The sequence below is a fragment of the Pseudomonas sp. GD04091 genome (assembly GCF_029836165.1).
Classification (GTDB): domain Bacteria; phylum Pseudomonadota; class Gammaproteobacteria; order Pseudomonadales; family Pseudomonadaceae; genus Aquipseudomonas.
Genome location: NZ_JAOEBG010000032.1, coordinates 1 through 19,886, shown reverse-complemented (window position 1 = coordinate 19,886; position 19,886 = coordinate 1). Strand labels below are relative to the sequence as shown.

The following is a 19,886-nucleotide window of genomic DNA, read 5'->3' as shown; positions in this document are numbered from 1 at the left end:
TGTGTGCATGAAGGGAGGCCAATCAGGCGTCTTTTCATGACCTGGCATGCACTATCGGGCTACCGCATCGGGGCGTTTCGAGCGCTGCCGGGTTGGCAACGTGGTATTTGTTGCGGCATATTGCCTGGCGGCGCCGCCCAGCGGCGCGAGCGCGGCCAATGACAGCACCAGCGGGCGGATTCCTGGCAATTTCGGTCAAATCCACCGTCATTTCTGTTGCCCACCGCCGCTTGGCACCTTAGACTGCCGCCCCCTGTAAAAGAGTGCCGGTTGGCGCTTGAAGAATTCCGCTACCGATGACCGTGTCGCCGGTGGCACCTGAATTGCCCAAATGCACATTTTTCATAGAGAAGTCGATGACCAAGGAACAGTTGCTGGCCATGTCGGCCGATGACTACATGAACGCCGAGCAGCTCGCGTATTTCACCGCGCTGCTGCAAGCGATGAAAGTCGAAACCCACGAGCGCATCGAACTCAACCGCACCGCCATCGAAAACCTGGATACCCCGTCGGATCCCGCTGACGTGGCGTCGGTCGAGGAAGAACGCACCTGGCTGGTCAACGCCATCGATCGCGACCAGCGCCTGCTGCCGCAGCTGGAGATGGCCCTGGACCGCATCGGTGACGATAGCTTCGGCTGGTGTGACGACAGCGGCGAGCCGATCGGCCTGAAGCGCCTGCTGATCAGCCCGACCACCAAGTACTGCATCGAAGCCCAGGAGCGTCACGAACAGCTCGACCGCCACCAGCGGCAGATCTGATTCCACGCCCTGCGCAAGGCCCCACGGAGCGATCCCTGGGGCCTTCGTGTTTTATTGCCTTGCATCAAGCGTGACCGTCTTGCTCTCAAGGGAGCGTGGATAATGGCGTTATAGTGGCGTTTAATGACGTCACAAGAACGACATGCGGATGGACCACGAAGATGATGCGAGAAGGATCTCTGACGGCTGACGAAAAGCCGTTCCCCATGCTGGCCTGGACGTTTCCGTTGCTCCGGGGCGCGGCCCTGTGCGCGGTGCTGTCGGCCATGGCGTTCGCCGGACTGGCGCTGTACCTCGCCTTGCCCCTGGCGTTGCTGGTGCTGTGGTTGCCCCACGGCCGGCGATCGCGAGCCCCGCTTCAGGCGTCGGCACCTGCCCAGGACCGTGAGCTGATTCAGGAGCTGGCTCGTGGTACCAGTCACAACGCTCTGTCGGCCGCCGCGGTGGCGCATTCGGTGCAACAGCTGGCGGCGCGCGTGCAGTCGCAGCTGGGGGCCGCGCAGGAGATCGTCGGCAGTGCCGAGATCATGATTGCCACCGAGCAGTGCGCCGCGCACTTGAGCCAGCAGGCTCTGGACGCTGCGCGCTCGGCTCACGGCAGCAGCGTCGCGGGGAGCGAAGTGCTCGCCGAGTCGATCCGCTGCATGCGTGGCCTAAGCGAACGGGCCATGAGCAGCCGCGAGCTGATCGAAGCGCTGCACCAGCGCAGCGAGGCCATCGCCCGGGTAACCCTGGTGATCCAGGCCATTGCCAGCCAGACCAATCTGCTGGCGCTCAACGCCGCCATCGAGGCCGCGCGGGCCGGGGAGCATGGCCGCGGTTTCGCGGTGGTGGCCGACGAGGTGCGTGGGCTGGCCGGACGTACCGCCAGTGCCACCGAGGAGGTGGGGCAACTGGTCACCGATATCCAGGCGCGAACCGCCCAGGTGGTGGCGCAGATCCGCGAGTTGGCCGAGGATCTGGGCCGTGGTGTCGAGCAGGTCGAGCATACCGGCGGACAGCTGGCGCAGATTGCCCGGCTTGCCGCGAGTGTCGAGGGGCAAGTGAGCGAAATCGCCGCCGGTACGCAGACCAACCAGGCCCAGCTCGATACCTTGTTCCAGGCCGTGGCCCAGGTGCGCAGCGACCTGGAGGTCAGCGACCAGCAGACCCGGCGGCTGGCCAACGCCGCGGTACAGATGGAAGGGCAGGTCGAAGGCCTCAGCGAGCGCCTGGCCGAGGTCGGGTTGGACGCCTATCACCAGAGCGTGTTCGAACTGGCCGAGGCTGCCGCGCGGCAGATCGGCGAATGCTTCGAGACCGACATCGACCAGGGGCGTATTGGCCTGGACGATCTGTTCGACCGCCACTACCGGCCGATTGCCGACCTGCAGCCACCCCGTTTCACCACGCGGTTCGATCACTATACCGATGGCGTGCTGCCGCAGATCCAGGAGCCGCTGCTGCAGCATGATGGCCTGGTCTACGCCATCGCTTGCACCGCGCAGGGCTATGTACCCACGCACAACGCTGCCTTCAACCAGCCATTGACCGGCGATCCTGTCCACGACACTGCGCACAATCGCAGCAAGCGCATGTTCGACGATCGCACCGGGATCCGCTGTGGCAGCCACCAGCAGCGCCTGCTGTTGCAGACCTACACCCGCGATACCGGCGAACTGATGCACGACCTGTCCGTGCCGATCTTCGTCCAGGGGCGGCACTGGGGTGGCCTGCGTCTGGGTTATCGGCCAGAGCCAGGGCTGAACTGAGGCGTTTGTTGCCATTGGTGCAATACAGCAGTGCCGGCGTGCGCTGTTTTCCCTGGCAGGCAAGGCGTATCATGCCACTTCGTTAGGTTGCTAATTAAATTCCGGAGGGAATGATGAATAGCCGAATCGATGTGGCCGTGATGATCGGCAGTGGTGTGCCGGCCTCTCTGCGTGCACTGGGCAAGCGCTTGTGCTGGGTGGTATTGGTCGATGGAGAGCGCCGTGGCACGGCTTTCGCCAGCCGTGACGAGGCGCTGGAATGTCAGGCGGCCTGGCAAGCGCAGATGGCCAGGGGGCGAGCGGCCTGAGGCGCTCAGCCCTCGAAGGCACGGGCCAGCGCGCAGGCGTCCGCGTGGCGCTGACGGAACCCCCTGATCCTGCCGGTGGCACGCTCGACCACGTGATAGAAGGCGATGCCGGCGGGGATGACGATGAAACGGGGCATGCCGCCACTGTTGTCAGGGGTGTAAATGTTCCGTGGCTCTCGACGGATTTCATGGTTTTCGTGCATATTCGCTTCCTTGTAATGTGCGCATGAAGGGCGCTGCCCTTTGTGACGAAGGGGTCGGCCTTATCGATCGCATCCTTCCTGACATCTTTGCTGTCAGGCATTACGGATTCCTTTTATGGAAATTGGTCGAAGCATACTTCGCGCCCATTGGCGATGGCCGAGTGAATCATTTCCCGGTTGTTGCCTACGCCTGCTGCGAAGATGCTCCGTTGCCTGTTTCCACAGTCCTTGGGACGTTTACTTGAAGTGGCTGCCACCTGACCTGCACAGGCGTCTGGGGCGTGGCCGGTTGCAATTGATGTGAGGAGCTCTTCATTGGCAGTCAGTACACTCGATACCCACGCTTTGTTTGCCCTGGGCGACCTGCGGGCCAGGTTGGTCAAACTTTTCCAGGGGCGTTTCATCTACGTCACCGAGCAGAACCCCGATGGTTTGTACATGGCCGAAATCGACACTGACAGTGCGATGGTGGTCGATGACAAGCAACGCCTTGAACTGAAGGTCGGCGATCATTTTCGCGCCGCGGTGCTGCCCAGCCGGGAAGGCGGCAAGCTCGAGCTGCGCTTTCGCGAGATCAAGCTCAATGTCTACGGCCAGGGTGACTACGCCTTTGTCTCGGTTCCGGAGGGGAACGCCATCGTGTTCCGCGAAGGACATGGCGTGGTGATGGTGTTCGCAGCCCAGCAGCAGGTTCAGGAAGGCCTGGGCAAACTGCTCAAGGCTGTCACCGGCAAGGTCGCGAAATGGCGCAAGGGCGAGCTGACCACGTTCAAGGCCAGCGAGTGAGCGAAGGGTCGGAGTCGGATTCGCGAGCCGATTTCCATCGTCGGCACCAGGCTCAGGCCATCCGGCAGGCCGAGCAGTTGCTGGCGCGTCGCGACGAGTTGCAGGGTGCCTGGCTGACCTGGGTCGCAGGCCAGCTCTACCAGCTCAGCCCGCCACCCTACGCCGCGATGGTGCGGCGGGAGTTGCAGCGTCTGACCCAGGACTGACGGTCAATTGCCGCGATCATGGCCGCTGCTGACCTCGTCCGGCACTTCCTCTCCCGAGGTGCGTTTGCGAAACAGCGCCGCACGGGCCAGCAACAGCGTGGTCACCGGAACGGTGATCGACAGCAGGACCGGGATCAGCCAGGCGTGCAGCACCGGGCTCTGCTTGAGCACGGAAAAAAACAGGATCGATGCCAACGCGACGCACCAGGCGCCAATGGTCGAGGCCAGCGCCGGTGGGTGCATGCGCTGGAAGTAGTCTTTCAGGCGCACCAGGCCAATGGCGCCGATCAGGGCGCACAGGCTGCCGAGCAGCAGCAGGGCGGATACCGCCAATTCCAGCCAGAACGGCAGTTCGATGGTTTCGTTCATTCGATTACCTCGCCACGCAGGAGGAACTTGGCCAGGGCGAAGGAGCCGACGAAGCCGAACAGGGCGATCAGCAGCGCGCCCTCGAAATAGGTGTCACTGGCGTAGCGAATCCCCAGCACCAGCATCATCAGCATGCCCAGGATGTACAGGTAGTCCAGGGCCAGTACGCGGTCCTGGGCGGAAGGGCCTCGGAACAGCCGGATCAGCGCCAGGCCCATGGCGATGGCGAAGATGAACAGGCTGGCGAGGACGGCGTTGGCTAGCAGGCCGCTCATTCGAAAATCTCCATCAGCGGGCGTTCATAGGTGTGCTTGAAGTGCTCGATGAAAGCTGCTTCGTCTTCCAGGTCGAAGACATGCAGCAGCAGGACGCTACGATCCAGCGCCAGCTCCGACCAGACCGTGCCGGGCACCACCGTGGTGATCATCGACAAGGCGGCCAGGCCATGGGCGTCACGCAGGGCCAGCGGAATGTGCACGAACGCCGAGCGTGGCGGTCTGCGGCCGGCGCGCAGCACGCCACGGGCCACCAGCAGGTTGGAGTGGATCACATCGAGGCCGACGCGGCAGATCAGTCGGACGATCGCCAGTGGCCGGCGCACGTGGGCGTGCTGCGGGCGCAGGGGAGCCATCAATAGCGGCGCCAGGATGCCCAGTGCGGCGCCGAGCAACAGGTTGCCCGGGCTGACCGACAGGTTGAGCAGCAGCCACAGCGCGAACAGTGAAATGGATAGCAGTGGCGCGGGGAACAGTCGCTTCATGGCTGAACCTCGGTGCTGGCGGTGGTCGGGCCGGGTAGTGGCCGGGTCGCCATCACCGCCTGGATGTAGCTGTCAGGTGCCTGCAGGCTGGCTGCGGTGTCCTGGGTGTAGCGCAGCAGCGGTTCGGCCTTGAGGCTGAGGAAGACGCACAGGCCCAGCAGGATGACGATGGGCACGCATTCATAGCGCCGCAGCAGCGGCGAGGGGCGCTCTTCGGGCTTCCAGAACCGCTGGATGCCGACACGGCCGAAAGCGATGAGCGAGGCCATTCCGGAGAGGATCAGCAGGGTCACCAGCGTCCAGCCGGCAGCACCCAGCGGTTGCTCGGGAGCGACCCCCATGCCTTGCGGATTGAACAGGGCGCTGATCAGGTTGAGCTTGCCGATGAAACCCGACAGTGGTGGCATGCCGATGATCAACAAGGCGCAGGCGATGAAGCTCAGGCCGAGGAAGGCCATGGTCCAGGGAATGATCTGGCCGATCACGACCTGTTGCTCATCGTCCAGGTTGATGCCCTTGGGCGGATGCAGCGACTCGAGGGGCGGCGGGATCGTCCCCTCTTCGTCCTCCAGCGGCGCCTCGTTGGCCGAACGCGAGCGCTCGACCAGTTCGGCCAGCAGGAACAGGGCGCACAGGGCCAGGGTGGAGCTGGCCAGGTAGAACAGCGCGGCACCGGTGAGCACGGGCTGGCCGAAACCGATGGCGGCCATCAGTGTGCCGGCCGAGACCAGGATGCTCAGAGCCGCCAGGCGCTCAAGGCGCTGCGCGGCGAGGATGGAAACCGCGGCCACGGCGAGCGTTGCCAGGCCGCCATACACCAGCCACTCGCCACCGAAGTGCGCCGAGGCGCCGGCCTGGCCGGAGAACAGCAGGCTCCACAGGCGCAGCACGGCATACAGGCCGACCTTGGTCATGATCGCGAACAGCGCGGCCACCGGCGCACTGGCCGATGAATAGGCCGGCACCAGCCAGAAGTTGAGCGGCCAGATGCCGGCCTTGGCCAGGAAGGCAATCGCCAGGATCGCCGCGCCGGCATGCAGCAGCCCGCGATCGGCCTCCGGCACCAGCGGCACCTTCAAGGCCAGGTCGGCCATGTTCAGGGTGCCGGTCACGCCATAGAGCATGGCCGCGCCGACCAGGAACAGCGATGAGGCGAACAGGTTGATGGCGATATAGTGCAGGCCGGCCTTGACCCGTGCCCGGCCCGAGCCGTGCAGCAGCAGGCCGTAGGAGGCCGCCAGCAGCACTTCGAAGAACACGAACAGGTTGAACAGGTCGGCGGTGAGGAATGCGCCGTACAGGCCCATCAGCTGGATCTGGAACAGCGCATGGAAGCTCGCCCCGGCGCCGTCCCAGCGGGCCCGCGCGAACAACAGGGCGCAACTGCCGACGATGCCGGTGAGGGTGAGCAGCAGGGCCGAGAGGTGGTCCACCACCAGCACGATGCCGAACGGCGCCGGCCAGTTGCCTGGCAGATAGACACCGATGGACTCGGCCTGCCCCTGGGTACGCACCCACATCAACAGCGTGATGGCGATGGCCAGGCCGACGAGGGTGGACAACAGGTTCAGCCGGGCTTTCAGCCAGCGGTGCCTTTCGCCGATCAGCAGCATCAGCGCCGCGGTCAGCAGCGGCAGCAGGATCGGTGCGATGACCAGTTGACTCATGCCAGTCATTCGTCACGCTCCCGGCCATCCACATGGTCGGTGCCGGTCAGGCCGCGTGACGCCAGCAGCACTACCAGAAACAGCGCGGTCATGGCGAAGCTGATGACGATCGCGGTCAGTACCAGCGCCTGGGGCAGCGGGTCGGTGTAGTGCAGCAGGTCCTGGGGAACGCCGTCCTTGATGATCGGCTCCTTGCCGATGAACAGGCTGCCCATGCTGAAGATGAATAGGTTGACGCCGTACGACAGCAGGCACAGGCCCATGATCACCTGGTAGGTACGTGGGCGCAGGATCAGCCAGACCCCGGAGGCGGCCAGGACGCCGATGGCGACTGCAATGACTTCTTCCATCAGGCGGCTCCTGCTTGGCTGGACTTGGCGGGATTGCCGGGGCGGTAGGCGCGAACGGACTGGTGCGCCAGCGCGGTGAGGATGAGCAGCGTCGATCCGACCACCACGGTGTAGACGCCGATATCGAAGAACAGCGCGCTGGCCACGTGCACGTCACCCAGCAGCGGCAGGTGCAGGTGCGCGGTATGAGTGGTGAGGAACGGGTAGCCGAACAGCATCGCCCCAGCGCCGGTGAGGGTGGCGCAGAGCAGGCCGGTGCCCATCCAGCGCAGCGGACGCAGGCTCATCTGCGCCTCGACCCACTGGGTGCCAGCGACCATGTATTGCAGGATGAACGCCACCGACATCACCAGGCCGGCGACGAAGCCGCCGCCCGGCTGGTTGTGGCCGCGCATGAACAGGTACATCGAAACCACCAGGGCGATCGGCAGCAGCAGGCGCACGAGTGCAGCAGGCACCATCATGAAGCCAAGCGCGGTGTCGGTGGCGTGACGCGGGTTGACCAGGTCGGTGACCACGTCCGGGGCCAGCAGACGCTGCTGGGCTGGCAGCTGCATGCTTTCCTTGGGCGGGCGGAACCGGCGCAGCAGCGCGAACACGGTGAGCGCCACGGCCACCAGCACGGTGATCTCACCGAGGGTATCGAAGCCACGGAAGTCGACCAGCATCACGTTGACCGTGTTGGTTCCGCCACCTTGTGGCAAGGCGCGGCTGAGGTAGAACGAAGAGATGTCGTTGGGCGTCGGACGGGTGAGCATGGCGTAGGACAGCACCGCCATGCCGCCACCGACCAGTACGGCCAGCACCAGGTCGCGCAGACGGCGCAGGCGGGCGCGATCCTGGCTGCCAGGCAATGGCGAGACGCCTTCGATACGCCGGGGCAGCCAGCGCAGCCCGAGCAGGATCAGCACGGTGGTCACCACCTCGACGGCCAACTGGGTCAGCGCCAGGTCCGGGGCGGAGAACCAGACGAAGGTGATGCAGGTCATCAGGCCACAGACGCCGACCATGATCAGGGCGGCAAGACGGTGGTACTTGGCCTGGTAGGCGGCGCCGAGGGCGCAGGCGATGGCGATCAGCCACAGCGCGACGAACACGCCAGAACCCGGGATCTTCGGTCGGTCGCCCCAGCTCAGGCCGCTGAACAGCAAGGGTGTGAGGCCGGCGAGGAACGCCGCGAGCACCAGCATGAACAGTTGCTTCTGCAGGCGGCGGGTGGTCAGCAGCCCTTCGATGCGTCGCGCCAGCAGCATCAGGCGCACCAGGCCATGTTCGAACAGGCGCTTGCCGTTGAAGCGCTCGATCAGCGGTGGATAAGGGAAGCGCCCACGTTGCAGCTGCTTGCGCAGCAACAGGTAGAGGACGATCCCGCCGGTCATGGCGATCAGGCTCATGACCAGTGGCGCATTCCAGCCATGCCAGATGGCCAGGCTGTACTCCGGCAGGGTGCCACCGACCACGGGCAAGGCGGCGGCGGCGAGCAACGGGCCGACCGATTGTGCCGGGAAGATGCCGACCACCAGGCAGGCAAGCACCAGCAGCTCCACTGGCGCCCGCATCCAGCGCGGCGGCTCGTGGGGCGTGTGGGGCAGGTCCTGGGCGGGAGGGCCGAAGAACACGTCGACGGTGAAGCGCAGCGCATAGGCCACGCTGAAGGTCCCGGCCAGGGTGGCGATCACCGGCAGGGCCGCCTCGACCCAGGCGGTGGAGGTGATGAAGACGGTCTCGGCGAAGAACATTTCCTTGGACAGAAAGCCGTTCATCAGCGGTACGCCGGCCATCGAGGCGCTGGCGACCATGGCCAGGGTCGCGGTGAATGGCACCAGCCGGAACAGGCCGCTCAGGCGTCGGATATCGCGGGTGCCGCTTTCGTGGTCGATGATGCCGGCGGCCATGAACAGCGAGGCTTTGAACGTGGCGTGGTTGAGGATATGGAACACCGCGGCGACGGCGGCCAGCGGACTGTTCAGGCCCAGCAGCAGAGTGATCAGGCCCAGGTGGCTGATGGTGGAGTAGGCCAGCAGGCCTTTGAGGTCGTTCTGGAACATCGCGGCAAAGGCGCCGAGCAGCAAGGTGGCAGCGCCGGCCCCGCCGACGATCCAGAACCATTCCTCGCTGCCGGACAGCACCGGCCATAGCCGGGCGAGCAGGAACACCCCGGCCTTGACCATGGTCGCCGAGTGCAGATAAGCCGATACGGGGGTGGGCGCCGCCATCGCGTGGGGCAGCCAGAACTGGAAGGGAAATTGCGCGCTCTTGCTCAGCGCGCCGATCAGGATAAGGGGCAGCAGCACCGGGTACAGCGCATGCTGGCGGATGGTGTCGCCGGCAGCCAGGACCTTGTCCAGGTCATAGCTGCCGACCACATGGCCGAGCAGCAGGGCCCCGACCAGCAGGCACAAGCCCCCGGCGCCGGTGACCATCAGCGCCATGTAGGCGCCGCGGCGGGCGTCGGCGCGGTGGTGCCAGTAGCCGATCAGCAGGAAGGAGAACAGGCTGGTCAATTCCCAGAAGAACACCAGCTGTATCAGGTTGCCGGAGATGACCAGGCCGAGCATGGCGCCCATGAAGGCCAGGAAGAAGGCGAAGAAGCGCGGCACCGGGTCCTGGGGCGACATGTAGTAGCGCGCATACAATGCGACCAGGGTGCCGATGCCCAGCACCAGCAGGCTGAACAGCCAGGCAAAGCCGTCCATGCGCAGGACCAGGTTCAGGCCCAGGCTCGGCAACCACAGCAGCTCTTCGCGAATGACGCCGCCATCGGCGACCTGGGGGTACAGCAACGCCACCTGGACGGTGCCGACCAGGGCCACGAGCCCGGCAAGAATGGACTCGGCGTTGCGTGCGTTGTGCGGCAGGACAGCCGCCAGGCAACTGCCCACGAAGGGCAGAAGCAATAGCACAATCAATGACATAGCGTTCTGTTCTGAGAAGTTTGCCAAGGATCATACGTGCCGGGCCGTTGTTCACCAACACGCAAGCGGTTGCAGGATCCTACAAATGTGCTGTGACAAGCTGTTTTTTTATAACAGTTTCTTACAAAGCATAGCGGGTCCTGAGCACTTTACAGGCCGGCTTCGCGTTGCCTTGTCTGCTCATCCTGCACCAAGGTCGCCTCGTTCCGGCGCCGGACCTTCAGCTCGCTCACCACCACCGCCACGACGATCAGCAGCCCGCCGATCAGCGCCACGCCCGGCAGGCGTTCGCCGGCGATACGCCCGACGATGCCGGCCCAGACCGGCTCGCCGGCGTAGATCAGGGTCGCGCGGGTGGGCGAGACCGACTTCTGCGCCCAGTTCATCGCCACCTGGATCACCGCGCTCATCGCGCCCAGGCCTACCGCGCTGACCAGCAGCAGCCAGGAGAAGTCGGGAATGCGCTCCTGGGTTGGCACGATCATCAGGAACGCCAGTGCCGACGCGGTGGCGAGTTGCACGACGGTGACTCGCCGTACGTCCACCTTGCCCGCATAGCGGCTGATGAGAATGATCTCGCCGGCAATGGCCACGGCGCTCACCAGCGTCACCAGTTCGCCTTCGCTGAAGCGCAGTGTGCCGCCCTCGGGGCCAGCCAGCAGCATCAGGCCGACGAAGGCCAGGCAGATGCCCAGGCTGGGCATCAGGCCTGGGCGGCGGCCCAGTACCAGCCATTGCAGGAGCGGCACGAACGGTACGTAGAGCGCGGTGATGAACGCCGACTGGCTGCTGCTGATGGTCTGCAGGCCCATGGTCTGCAGGCCGTAGCCGAGCATGATCGAGACACCGATGACCACGCCCGCCTTGAGTTCGGTGAGGGTCAACCCCGGCAGTGCGCGGGCCGACACCAGCCCCACGAACAAGGCGGCGGCGGCGAAACGAAGGCCGACGAAGAACATCGGTCCGCTGACGCTCATGACGTTGTGCACGATCAGGAAGGTGCCGCCCCAGAGCATGGTGATGAACACCAGCACCAGTTCGGCCTTGCTCAGGCGAAAGGCGACGATGGGTTTGCGGGCGGGGGGCTGGCTCATGGACTTGCACACTCGGAAGGGGCGGCGCACAATTCGCCGCAAAGTGGGCAGTATACTGCGCAACCTCTACCAGTGAGCAATATAGTGCACAAAGATTCCGAGCACCGCGCATCGGTGCTACAGCATGTCAGTCAGAACGTTCGCCGCCTGCGCGGCGATGCTGGCCTGAGCCAGACCGCGCTAGCGGAGCGTTCCGGTGTCAGCCGGCGGATGCTGGTGGCCATCGAGGCCGGCGAGAAGAATGTCAGCCTGACCACCCTGGACCTCATCGCCGAGGCCCTCGGCGTGGCCTTCAGCACGTTGATCCAGGCGCCCGACCGACGTGATCCCAGCCGTATCGAGGAACTGGCCTGGGCCGGTGAGCACCCTGGCAGTCGTGCCGTTCTGCTGGGCAGCAGCCCGGCGCGGCGTGAGGTCGAACTGTGGGAGTGGACCCTGGCCCCGGGCGAATGCTATGCCAGCGAGGCCGATGCGGCAGGCTGGGGCGAGCAGATCTATGTGGTCGAGGGATGCCTGGCACTCGTCATAGAAGGGGCAGAGCGGCGGCTGGGCAAGGGCGAGTTCTTCGTCTTCCCCAGCGATTGCCGCTATGTCTATCGCAACGACGGTGCGGTGCCGGTGCGCTTCGTGCGCAACGTGGTGATCTGAGCGTTCAGCCAGCCAGCAGTTGCTCGGTACTGACCACCTTGGCGTAGGCGAACGCCAGCGCGGCCATCGCCGCGGCCTGCACCTCGGCGGCGGCTACCTGCTTGCCGTCGAACGTCAGCGACAGGGTGGCGCAGGCATCGTGGGCCACGCTGACGTCATAGCCAAGATCGGCGGCGGCGCGCGTCGCCGAGTCGATGCACATGTGGCTCATGCTGCCGGCAATGGTCAGTGCCTCGATACCGTGCTGGTCGAGCAGGCCCTTGAGGTTGGTGTCGCGGAAGCTGTTGACGTTGTGCTTGAGCACCACGGCCTCGTTGGTCGCGGGCTCTACCTTCGGATGGATCTGTGCGCCTTGCGAGCCTGGCGCGAAGAAGGGGGCGTCGCTGTCCTGGAACTCGTGGCGTACATGCACCACCAGGTCGCCCCGCTGGCGCGCGGCGGCCAGCAGCCGGGCGGCATTGTCGGCGGCCGCCTCGGCGCCATCCAGGGGCCATTTGCCACCCGGAAAGTAGTCGTTCTGGATGTCGATGATGATCAGGGCGTGCTTGCTCATGATGCCTCCTGCGGCAGTAGTGACGAACTGGCGATAGTTATAGGCTTGGGCGATCGGATTGAGGATTGGCGCGAGCGACACAATGACGGCAAAAACTGACAGCCTGGAAATCGGTGTGTTGATCTACCCCGGTGCGCAGAGCGCGGCGGTGTACGGCCTGAGCGACCTGTTCGCGGTGGCCAACCGGGTCGCTGCGCAGCTGGGCGCCCTGGAACTGCCCGTACTGCGGGTCAGCCATTGGCAGCTCGATCCCGCCGGGCAGTTGCAGCTGGTGCATGACAGTCTGCCCCAGGCCGGCCATGCGCTACGTGCATTGATGATCCCGCCCAGCCTGGCGGCGGTGCCCTCGGCGCAGCTGCTCCAGGCGCATCGCGCCGCACTCTGTCAACTGCATGGCCAGGGCACCGTGCTGGCCTCGGTGTGCATCGGCGTGTTTCTCATCGCTGGCAGCGGCTTGCTTGACGGGCGGGCGGCCTGCACGCACTGGAACTACGCCCAGGCCCTGAGCGAGCGCTTCCCCAAGGTTCGGGTGCAAGGCAGCCAGCCATTGCTGGATGATGGCGACATCGTGACCTCTGCCGGGTTGATGGCCTGGACCGATCTTGGCCTGCACCTGATCGAGCGCTTTCTTGGCCATGCCCTGGCTCGCGAGACCGCCCGTTACCTGTCGGTCGAGCCCTCACCGGCGCCTCTGCCGGGTGCCTTGTTCCAACCACGTCTGGAGCATGGCGACGAGGCGGTGCTGAGGGTGCAGCACTGGTTGCAAGCAGAGGACTCGGTCAACGCCGGCCTGGCTGAGATGGCTCGCTGTGCCGGCCTGGAACCCCGCACGTTCCTGCGCCGCTTTCGCGCCGCCACCGGATTGCGTCCTACCGAGTACGCGCAGCAGGTACGGGTCGGACGGGCGTGTCGGCTACTGGAGTTCACCCGACGCAGCATCGACCAGATCGCCTGGGGCGTCGGTTATCAGGATCCCGGCGCTTTGCGCAAGGTATTCCAGCGCCTGACCGGCATGACACCCAGCGAGTACCGGCGGCGCTTCGCGGTCATCAGCAGTTGAGCATCAGGCGTGGCAGGGGGGATGAGGGCCAGGGCCTTCATCGGCCAGACGGTCATGATGGTTGCGCAGGGGGCACTCTTTCAGCGACATGCAACCACAGCCGATACAGCCATCGAGCTGGTCGCGCAGCATCATCAGCTCGTCGATGCGCCGGGTCAGGTCGTTGCGCCAACGCGCGGAAAGGTGCCGCCAATCCTCCGCGGTAGGTGTGTGATCGCGGGGCAGGCTGTCCAGGGCGCTGGCGATATCGGCCAGCGGGATACCCAGGCGCTGGGCCATCTTGATCACCGCCACCCGGCGCAACATGGCACGTGGATAGCGTCGCTGGTTGCCGGCGTTGCGGGTGCTGTGGATCAGCCCTTTGGTTTCGTAGAAGTGCAGGGCGGTCACCGCGACACCGCTGCGTTCGGCCACCTGGCCGACGCTGAGCAGGCGGTCCTGGGATGAGGGTGGCTTCATTCGCGAGAAAGTCCTTGACCTTGAGTTAACTGGAGGTTTTACCCTCCCTGGCCATCTGCTGCAAGTGCCCAAGACGAGGAGCTCCGCCATGGTGGTCAATACCCGTTCCCTGTGGTTCACCCAAATGATCGAATACGATGTGCCCCCTTTGTGCCAGGACGCGCTGGCCGAGGCCCTGGTGGTGCGCAGCGAGCAGTTGGCGCAGCGTTGCGAGGGGTTGTTGAGCGTCAGCATCCAGGCCAGCGACGATGGACGCCGGGTACTGCAGCACCTGCAATGGCAATCGCGTCAGGCCTGGGTGGCGGCCGCGGGCTGTTTCGTCGAGGAGCCTTTCCTCGAGCTTTTGCGCCGGTACCAGGCGCGCGGGGTGAATTTTGCCGCGTACCAGACCCTGCGCAGCCTGGTGCGCGGCGCCGATGGTGGCTTGCACTGCCAACTGGGCGAGACTCAGGCATACCAGGGAGCGTAATGGGGATAGCGGTCCAGTCGGGCGCCGACCACCATCTCGCTGATCCAGGCCGTCAGTATCGCACTGTAGGCTTTCTGGCTCTCTTCGCTGGACAGCGCATGATCGGCGCCATCGACCAGCCGGTGGGTCATCGAGTGGGCGCTGACGAACGCAGAACGGTAGTTCATCAAGGTGCTGTGCGGGACATAGTCGTCCTGTTCCGACTCCACCAGCAGCACATCGCCGGCGAACTCCGCGCAGGCCGCCAGGGCGCGGTTGTCGGCAGGGCCGAGGTTGCGCAGGCGGTAGCTGCTCAGACGCTGGCGGTCGAGGGCTTGCTTGGGGGCGTTCCATTCATCGTCCCAATACAGGGCCGGTACGCGTAACGCCAGCCACTTCACTGCCCGACAGCCAGTCAGCAGCGTGGCCAGGTAGCCGCCGTAGCTGCTGCCGATGACCGCGATGGCCGCAGGGTCGACCGACGGATGGCTGGCCAGCCGGTCATAGGCGGCCAGCAGGTCATCGAGGTTCTGCTCGCGGGTCACGGTCAGGCGCTGGCTTTCGGTCTTCTCATGGCCGCGCAGGTCGAAGGTCATGCACACGCATCCCAGCCCAGTGATCTGCCGAGCCCTGGCCAGGTCACGTTGCTGGCTGCCGCCCCAGCCGTGGACGAAGAGGATGCCCGGCATCTTGCTGCCGGGGCTGACCAGGGTGCCGACGATGCTTTCACCTTCGACCTGAAGTTCTATGGTTTCACTCTCGATGGTCATGGTCGCGTATCCGTGCATATTTGCTGAGTTGCCCGAGTTCACTGTCGTGCCCCTGATAGAAGAGTGTGGCGTCGGCGGGCAGCCGGGGCAGGCCGAACACCTCGTGGGTCGACGCGCGCAACTGGTGCAGGGCAGCGTCGTCGGCGAAGGCCATCAGCGCCAGGACCTCGGCGGGGCTGGCGCCGCCCAGGCGCCAGGACTGTTCGAGCACGCCACTGCGCACATGGCCCTGGCTGTCATGGCCGCGGGCGATGTCGTAGTTGCGCCGTGACGCGATGAAACCCGGGAAGTGGCGCTCGGCGGCCTCTTCGTAGGTCATGGCCTGATTGATGGCCAGGCGTAGATGATCCTCCAGGGGCAATTGCAGCAACTGCAGGTAGTCGCCGCGCACGATCAGCAGGTCGGAGCCGCCATAGACTTCGATACCCTGATGGTCGCGGGTGAGGTGCTGGCTGCCGTGGTAGCTCAAGGTCAGGCCGGCCACGCGCACCTGGCCGACGCTGAAGGTCTGGACTTCACTCAGGTCCTCTTCCAGTACCAGGCCCCATAGAGCGAGTTGTTGGTCATCCATGGTCTCCAGCAGCGGCTCGAGTGCCTGGATATCGGTGATGACCTGCTGGCCTCGACCGGCGCAGGCCTGCACCGGCTTGATCCGAACCGGACCTTCGCGCAGCAGCAGGTCGGTGGCGCGGCGGGCATCCACCTTGGAAAACACGGTATAGCCTCGCAACAGCGCGGCACTGGCCCGTCGGGCAAAGGCATCCGTCCACCCAGGGGGGAAACTCGCGCCGGCCGGCAGTGGATGGGAAATCGCCTTGGTGGCCATGTGCGGATGGCTGACCATGCCGCCGAACAGGTCGTTCTCGCCGTGGATGCCCAACGGCGCATGGCGTGCCGGATCTATCAGGGTTTCGGTCGGTATGTAGTAGGAGCGTGCGCCCTTGGTCGCCGAAGGGCCGGCTTCGATCCGTTCGGCACCCAGCAGCTGCGCCAGGTAGTCGGCGATCTTGAGGTGGACCGTGTGCTCGTGGTCCGGCGTGTGCTCGCGGGTATCGAGCAATACGACAGCGCTTCTGGTATCGCTGGGGTGGGGCATGACTGACCTCGCACGTGCTCGGTATGCAAGGGTTGTGAAAGGTCAGTCAGCTGTTTAGTTCAGGGCGATGGATCGGCGGTCGACATGGCACTTGGGGCAAGGCATGTCTTATTGCGGCCATGATGATTGCGGGCGTTGCGCGGCTGTTTCATTATCGACGGTCTGGATCTGTCGAGACCTTTTCGCAGGAGTGCGCATGAACAGTCAGTCCCCCCTTCACGAATCCGTACCGGCGCGGCTGGCCCGCGTGCGCGAGGTCATGGCCAGCGAGGGCGTGGACGCGCTGCTGGTGCCGTCTGCCGACCCCCATCTGTCCGAGTATCTGCCAGGTTATTGGCAAGGGCGGCAATGGTTGTCTGGGTTCCAGGGCTCAGTGGGTACGCTGGTGGTGACGGCGGATTTCGCCGGCTTGTGGGCGGACAGCCGCTACTGGGAGCAGGCGGAAAAGGAGCTGGCGGGTAGCGGTATCGAGTTGATGAAGCTGCGCCCTGGACAGCCGGGCGCGCTGGAGTGGTTGGGCACGCAGGCCAGCGGGACGGTCGCGGTGGATGGCGCGGTCATGGCTTTGGCCTCGGCCCGTCAGCTGGGGGACCGCCTGCAGGCCCGGGGCGCGACGTTGCGCACGGATCTGGACCTGCTTACGCAGGTATGGAGCGATCGGCCGCAACTGCCGGGTAACCCGGTGTACCAGCACCTGGCACCACATGCCACGGTCAATCGGGCGGAAAAACTCGCCGAATTGCGGCGCACGCTGCAGGAAAAAGGCGCCGACTGGCACTTCATCGCCACCCTTGACGATATCGCCTGGCTGTTCAATCTGCGTGGCAGCGATGTCTCCTACAATCCGGTGTTCGTGTCCTTCGCCCTGGTCAGCCAGGACCAGGCCTGCCTGTTCGTCGGCCGTGACAAGGTCGATGATCATCTGCGCCAGGTGCTGGCGGCCGATGGCATCGAAGTGCGGGATTACGCCACGGTGAATGAGGCACTGGCCGCCATTGCGCCTGAGGACAGCCTGATGGTGGATCCGGCACGGGTCACGCGTGGGCTGCTGGACAACCTCCATGAGCAGGTGCGCCTGGTGGAGGGCATCAACCCGACGACTTTGAGCAAGTCGCGCAAGGGGGAGGGGGACCTCGTCCATATCCGCCAGGCCATGGAGCAGGATGGCGCGGCGCTGTGTGAATTCTTCGCCTGGTTCGAGGCGAGCCAGGGCAGGCAACGCATCACCGAACTGACCATCGACGAGCAGTTGAGCGCCGCTCGGGCCCGTCGTCCTGGCTTCGTGTCGTTGAGTTTCGCCACGATCGCGGCCTATAACGGCAATGGCGCGATGCCGCACTACCGCGCCACCGAGCAATCCCATGCCGTGATCGAGGGCAATGGCCTGTTGTTGATCGACTCGGGTGGCCAGTACTTGGGTGGAACGACCGATATCACGCGAATGGTGCCGATCGGTGAGCCGAGTCACGAACAGAAGGCGGATTGTTCCCGCGTTCTCAAAGGCATGATCGCCCTGTCGCGGGCCAGGTTCCCACGGGGGATCCTCTCGCCGCTGCTCGATGCCATCGCCCGTGCGCCGATCTGGGCGGACCAGGTCGATTATGGGCACGGGACCGGCCATGGTGTCGGCTACTTCATGAATGTGCATGAGGGGCCGCAGGTCATCGCCTATCAGGCAGCGGCCACGCCGCAGACGGCGATGCAGCCCGGGATGATCAGCTCGATCGAACCCGGCACCTATCGGCCGGGGCAGTGGGGCGTGCGTATCGAGAACCTGGTGGTCAACCGTGAAGCCGGCACGAGCGAATTCGGTGAGTTCCTTGGGTTCGAAACCTTGACCCTGTGCCCGATCGACACCCGCTGCCTGTTGACCGAAATGCTTGGCGTCGAGGATATCGCCTGGCTCAACCGCTACCATCAGGCGGTACGCGAGCGGCTCGCTCCGCTGCTTGAGGGTGAGGCGCTGGCATGGCTGGAGCGGCGTACCGCACCCATCTGAATGACACATGAATGAAAAAGGGCAGCCTCGGGCTGCCCTTTCTGCGTCTACTTGCAGATCACGATCATGCTGCGGCTTGTGTAGCCGGCAGGATTGATGCCGAACACATAGTCGCCCGGCTCTTCGTCGTTATCGCCTGAGCGGGCGATGACCTTGTAGCCCTTGCTGCTGCAGGAGCTAGCCGCTTTGCTGTAGCACCTTTCCCACGACGAGGACAGCCCCGAGCAGTTGATGTGCAGGCCCTTCTTCCCGCGCTTCACCTCGGTGTTGGCTGTCGCGGCGCATCCAGCGATGGCCAGGATGGCCAGGATGAGCAAAATACGTTTCATTCCTGTCCTTATGCGGGCCCGACTACGTTGTCAACGGGCCTTTCGTTTACGCTTCGCGTCTTCCCTGATGGTCCCCGGCATCCATGTACAGCTCAGTAGATAGCGTCAAGATTATGATTTTGTGACAGCTTAATCAGGCATGGGGAGTGGTACAAGGTTGCATAACGGTTAAATGCAAATATTTCTCAAATCAGTCGGCAGCTACAGGGGGGGGTGTTTCCCGTTTCATCGAAAGGGTCGCACCCACTGACGCGGTGATGATGGCGAGAATCGCCAGCCATTGCCAGGCGGTGAGCCTCTCGCCCAGAAAGAGCAGCCCGGACAGCGCGCCGAAAGCTGGCTCGATGCTCATCAATGTGCCGAAGGTGCGGGCTGGCATGCGGGTCAGGGCCACCATCTCCAGGCTGTAGGGCAGGGCGGTCGAGAGGATGGCGACGCCCAGGGCCACAGGCAGCAGGGCTGGCGTAAGCAGGGCGCTGCCCGCGTGGGCGATGCCGATGGGGGCGACGAAGATCGCTGCGATGACCACCCCCAGGGCGGCGGTTTGGATACCGTTTTGCGCGCCGGCCTTTTGCCCGTAGAGAATGTACAGCGCCCAGCACACCCCGGCCCCAAGGGCGTAGGCGGCGCCGATAGGATCTAGCCCTGCGCCTGTCTGGCCGACAGGGATCAACAGCAGCAGGCCGACCACCGCCAGTGCGATCCATACAAAGTCCAATGCCCGTCGCGAAGCCCATAGCGCCACTGCGAGCGGGCCGGTGAATTCGAGTGCCACGGCGATTCCCAGTGGAACGCTGCGCAGGGACATATAGAAGAGGAAGTTCATGCCGCCCAGGGCCATGCCGTAGATGATCACGCTGCGCAAGGTGCTGGCGTCCAGGCGTGCGCGCCAGGGCCGCAGCAGCAAGAGCATGATGATGCTGGCAAAGATCAGTCGTAGCGCGGTCGTGCCTTGGGCGCCCACCACGGGAAACATGCTCTTGGCCAGCGAAGCCCCTGATTGGATGGAGGCCATGGCGATCAGCAGCAGGCCGATGGGGAAGAGTGTGGCGGCCAGGCTGCGGTTTGAGGGGGACATGTCGGCTTCCATTATTGTGAACGCAGGATGCGCAATATAGTGCGCAATTGGCGTCAAGGTAAGCAAGCTCTGCATCGGCTTTCCTGTAACCGCACACCATGCACCAAGGCAGACAGCGATGACCTAAAAGGAGTGACTGGCCGCCCGGAACAGATGTGGGAGCGGGCTTGCCCGCGATGCGCCGCGCGGGCGGCGCTCGATCTGATAGGCGCTGCTAAGGTTATGGCGAACACCTGACAGCCTTGATGCGACCCTTTCGCTAAATATTTCATTTTC

Annotated in this window: 23 protein-coding genes; 9 read left to right on the top strand and 14 right to left on the bottom strand. The window is 64.7% G+C overall.

Features of this window, described 5'->3' with window-relative positions; genetic code table 11:
* Positions 1-356 precede the first annotated feature (356 nt).
* The 3 genes from N7422_RS25350 to N7422_RS25340 all read left to right on the top strand — a co-directional run bounded on the left by N7422_RS25350 (position 357) and on the right by N7422_RS25340 (position 2,820).
* Positions 357-761 (top strand): TraR/DksA family transcriptional regulator, encoded by a 405-nt coding sequence (locus tag N7422_RS25350; RefSeq protein WP_279809088.1) that lies wholly within the window; start codon positions 357-359, stop codon positions 759-761.
* 206 nt (positions 762-967) lie between these two features.
* Positions 968-2,512, top strand: coding sequence for a methyl-accepting chemotaxis protein (locus N7422_RS25345; RefSeq protein WP_279809114.1), 1,545 nt, complete (start codon positions 968-970; stop codon positions 2,510-2,512).
* Between the two features lie 113 nt (positions 2,513-2,625).
* On the top strand, positions 2,626-2,820 hold the full coding sequence (locus N7422_RS25340; RefSeq protein ID WP_279809087.1) for a hypothetical protein: 195 nt from the start codon (positions 2,626-2,628) through the stop codon (positions 2,818-2,820).
* A 5-nt stretch (positions 2,821-2,825) separates the two neighbouring features.
* On the opposite strand, the gene N7422_RS25335 is transcribed toward N7422_RS25340, so the two are convergent.
* On the bottom strand, positions 2,826-3,023 hold the full coding sequence (locus N7422_RS25335; protein ID WP_279809086.1) for a hypothetical protein: 198 nt from the start codon (positions 3,021-3,023) through the stop codon (positions 2,826-2,828).
* A 315-nt stretch (positions 3,024-3,338) separates the two neighbouring features.
* On the opposite strand from N7422_RS25335, the gene N7422_RS25330 reads away from it, so the two are divergent.
* Together N7422_RS25330 and N7422_RS25325 are read left to right on the top strand one after the other, a co-directional pair.
* Positions 3,339-3,809: a hypothetical protein gene (locus N7422_RS25330; RefSeq protein WP_279809085.1), complete on the top strand. Its 471-nt coding sequence runs from the start codon at positions 3,339-3,341 to the stop codon at positions 3,807-3,809.
* Positions 3,806-4,015, top strand: coding sequence for a hypothetical protein (locus tag N7422_RS25325; RefSeq protein WP_279809084.1), 210 nt, complete (start codon positions 3,806-3,808; stop codon positions 4,013-4,015). The genes N7422_RS25330 and N7422_RS25325 overlap by 4 nt, the downstream gene beginning before the upstream one ends.
* A gap of 3 nt (positions 4,016-4,018) precedes the next feature.
* Here the strand turns inward: N7422_RS25325 and N7422_RS25320 are convergent, their stop codons facing one another.
* The 7 genes from N7422_RS25320 to N7422_RS25290 form a co-directional block, all read right to left on the bottom strand.
* Positions 4,019-4,384: a Na+/H+ antiporter subunit G gene (locus N7422_RS25320; protein ID WP_279809083.1), complete on the bottom strand. Its 366-nt coding sequence runs from the start codon at positions 4,382-4,384 to the stop codon at positions 4,019-4,021.
* Positions 4,381-4,659 (bottom strand): K+/H+ antiporter subunit F, encoded by a 279-nt coding sequence (locus N7422_RS25315; protein WP_279809082.1) that lies wholly within the window; start codon positions 4,657-4,659, stop codon positions 4,381-4,383. The genes N7422_RS25320 and N7422_RS25315 overlap by 4 nt, the downstream gene beginning before the upstream one ends.
* Positions 4,656-5,144 (bottom strand): Na+/H+ antiporter subunit E, encoded by a 489-nt coding sequence (locus N7422_RS25310; RefSeq protein ID WP_279809081.1) that lies wholly within the window; start codon positions 5,142-5,144, stop codon positions 4,656-4,658. Before N7422_RS25310 ends, N7422_RS25315 begins: the two co-directional genes overlap by 4 nt.
* Positions 5,141-6,820: a monovalent cation/H+ antiporter subunit D gene (locus N7422_RS25305; RefSeq protein WP_279809080.1), complete on the bottom strand. Its 1,680-nt coding sequence runs from the start codon at positions 6,818-6,820 to the stop codon at positions 5,141-5,143. Before N7422_RS25305 ends, N7422_RS25310 begins: the two co-directional genes overlap by 4 nt.
* Positions 6,817-7,161 carry a Na+/H+ antiporter subunit C gene (locus tag N7422_RS25300; RefSeq protein WP_013971840.1) on the bottom strand — a complete coding sequence of 115 codons (345 nt, stop codon included), beginning with the start codon at positions 7,159-7,161 and terminating at the stop codon, positions 6,817-6,819. Before N7422_RS25300 ends, N7422_RS25305 begins: the two co-directional genes overlap by 4 nt.
* On the bottom strand, positions 7,161-10,076 hold the full coding sequence (locus tag N7422_RS25295) for a monovalent cation/H+ antiporter subunit A (RefSeq protein WP_279809079.1): 2,916 nt from the start codon (positions 10,074-10,076) through the stop codon (positions 7,161-7,163). The genes N7422_RS25300 and N7422_RS25295 overlap by 1 nt, the downstream gene beginning before the upstream one ends.
* A 149-nt stretch (positions 10,077-10,225) precedes the next feature.
* Positions 10,226-11,170 (bottom strand): DMT family transporter, encoded by a 945-nt coding sequence (locus N7422_RS25290; RefSeq protein WP_279809078.1) that lies wholly within the window; start codon positions 11,168-11,170, stop codon positions 10,226-10,228.
* 84 nt (positions 11,171-11,254) lie between these two features.
* On the opposite strand from N7422_RS25290, the gene N7422_RS25285 reads away from it, so the two are divergent.
* Positions 11,255-11,818 (top strand): XRE family transcriptional regulator, encoded by a 564-nt coding sequence (locus N7422_RS25285; RefSeq protein ID WP_279809077.1) that lies wholly within the window; start codon positions 11,255-11,257, stop codon positions 11,816-11,818.
* A gap of 4 nt (positions 11,819-11,822) precedes the next feature.
* On the opposite strand, the gene N7422_RS25280 is transcribed toward N7422_RS25285, so the two are convergent.
* The gene (locus tag N7422_RS25280; RefSeq protein ID WP_279809076.1) at positions 11,823-12,371 is read right to left on the bottom strand and encodes a cysteine hydrolase family protein; all 549 of its coding nucleotides are present in this window, start codon (positions 12,369-12,371) and stop codon (positions 11,823-11,825) included.
* A gap of 82 nt (positions 12,372-12,453) precedes the next feature.
* Between N7422_RS25280 and N7422_RS25275 the strand changes: the two genes are divergently transcribed.
* Positions 12,454-13,431, top strand: a complete 978-nt coding sequence (locus N7422_RS25275) for a helix-turn-helix domain-containing protein (RefSeq protein ID WP_279809075.1) — start codon at positions 12,454-12,456, stop codon at positions 13,429-13,431.
* Between the two features lie 3 nt (positions 13,432-13,434).
* Here N7422_RS25275 and soxR read toward each other — a convergent pair whose 3' ends face one another.
* The gene (soxR, locus tag N7422_RS25270; protein ID WP_279809074.1) at positions 13,435-13,890 is read right to left on the bottom strand and encodes a redox-sensitive transcriptional activator SoxR; all 456 of its coding nucleotides are present in this window, start codon (positions 13,888-13,890) and stop codon (positions 13,435-13,437) included.
* An 88-nt stretch (positions 13,891-13,978) separates the two neighbouring features.
* Between soxR and N7422_RS25265 the strand changes: the two genes are divergently transcribed.
* Positions 13,979-14,359, top strand: coding sequence for an antibiotic biosynthesis monooxygenase (locus N7422_RS25265; protein WP_279809073.1), 381 nt, complete (start codon positions 13,979-13,981; stop codon positions 14,357-14,359).
* Here the strand turns inward: N7422_RS25265 and N7422_RS25260 are convergent.
* Entirely contained in the window at positions 14,338-15,108 is a 771-nt protein-coding gene (locus tag N7422_RS25260) for an alpha/beta fold hydrolase (RefSeq protein ID WP_279809072.1), read from the bottom strand. The genes N7422_RS25265 and N7422_RS25260 overlap by 22 nt on opposite strands.
* Entirely contained in the window at positions 15,092-16,204 is a 1,113-nt protein-coding gene (locus N7422_RS25255; protein WP_279809071.1) for a DUF3182 family protein, read from the bottom strand. Before N7422_RS25255 ends, N7422_RS25260 begins: the two co-directional genes overlap by 17 nt.
* Before the next feature lie 196 nt (positions 16,205-16,400).
* Between N7422_RS25255 and N7422_RS25250 the strand changes: the two genes are divergently transcribed.
* Complete coding sequence (locus N7422_RS25250) at positions 16,401-18,203, top strand: aminopeptidase P family protein (RefSeq protein ID WP_279809070.1); 1,803 nt, start codon at positions 16,401-16,403, stop codon at positions 18,201-18,203.
* 47 nt (positions 18,204-18,250) lie between these two features.
* Here N7422_RS25250 and N7422_RS25245 read toward each other — a convergent pair whose 3' ends face one another.
* Both N7422_RS25245 and rhtA read right to left on the bottom strand, forming a co-directional pair.
* Positions 18,251-18,532, bottom strand: coding sequence for a hypothetical protein (locus N7422_RS25245; protein WP_279809069.1), 282 nt, complete (start codon positions 18,530-18,532; stop codon positions 18,251-18,253).
* Positions 18,533-18,722: 190 nt separating this feature from the next.
* Positions 18,723-19,610 carry a threonine/homoserine exporter RhtA gene (gene rhtA, locus N7422_RS25240; RefSeq protein ID WP_279809068.1) on the bottom strand — a complete coding sequence of 296 codons (888 nt, stop codon included), beginning with the start codon at positions 19,608-19,610 and terminating at the stop codon, positions 18,723-18,725.
* Positions 19,611-19,886: the final 276 nt, after the last annotated feature.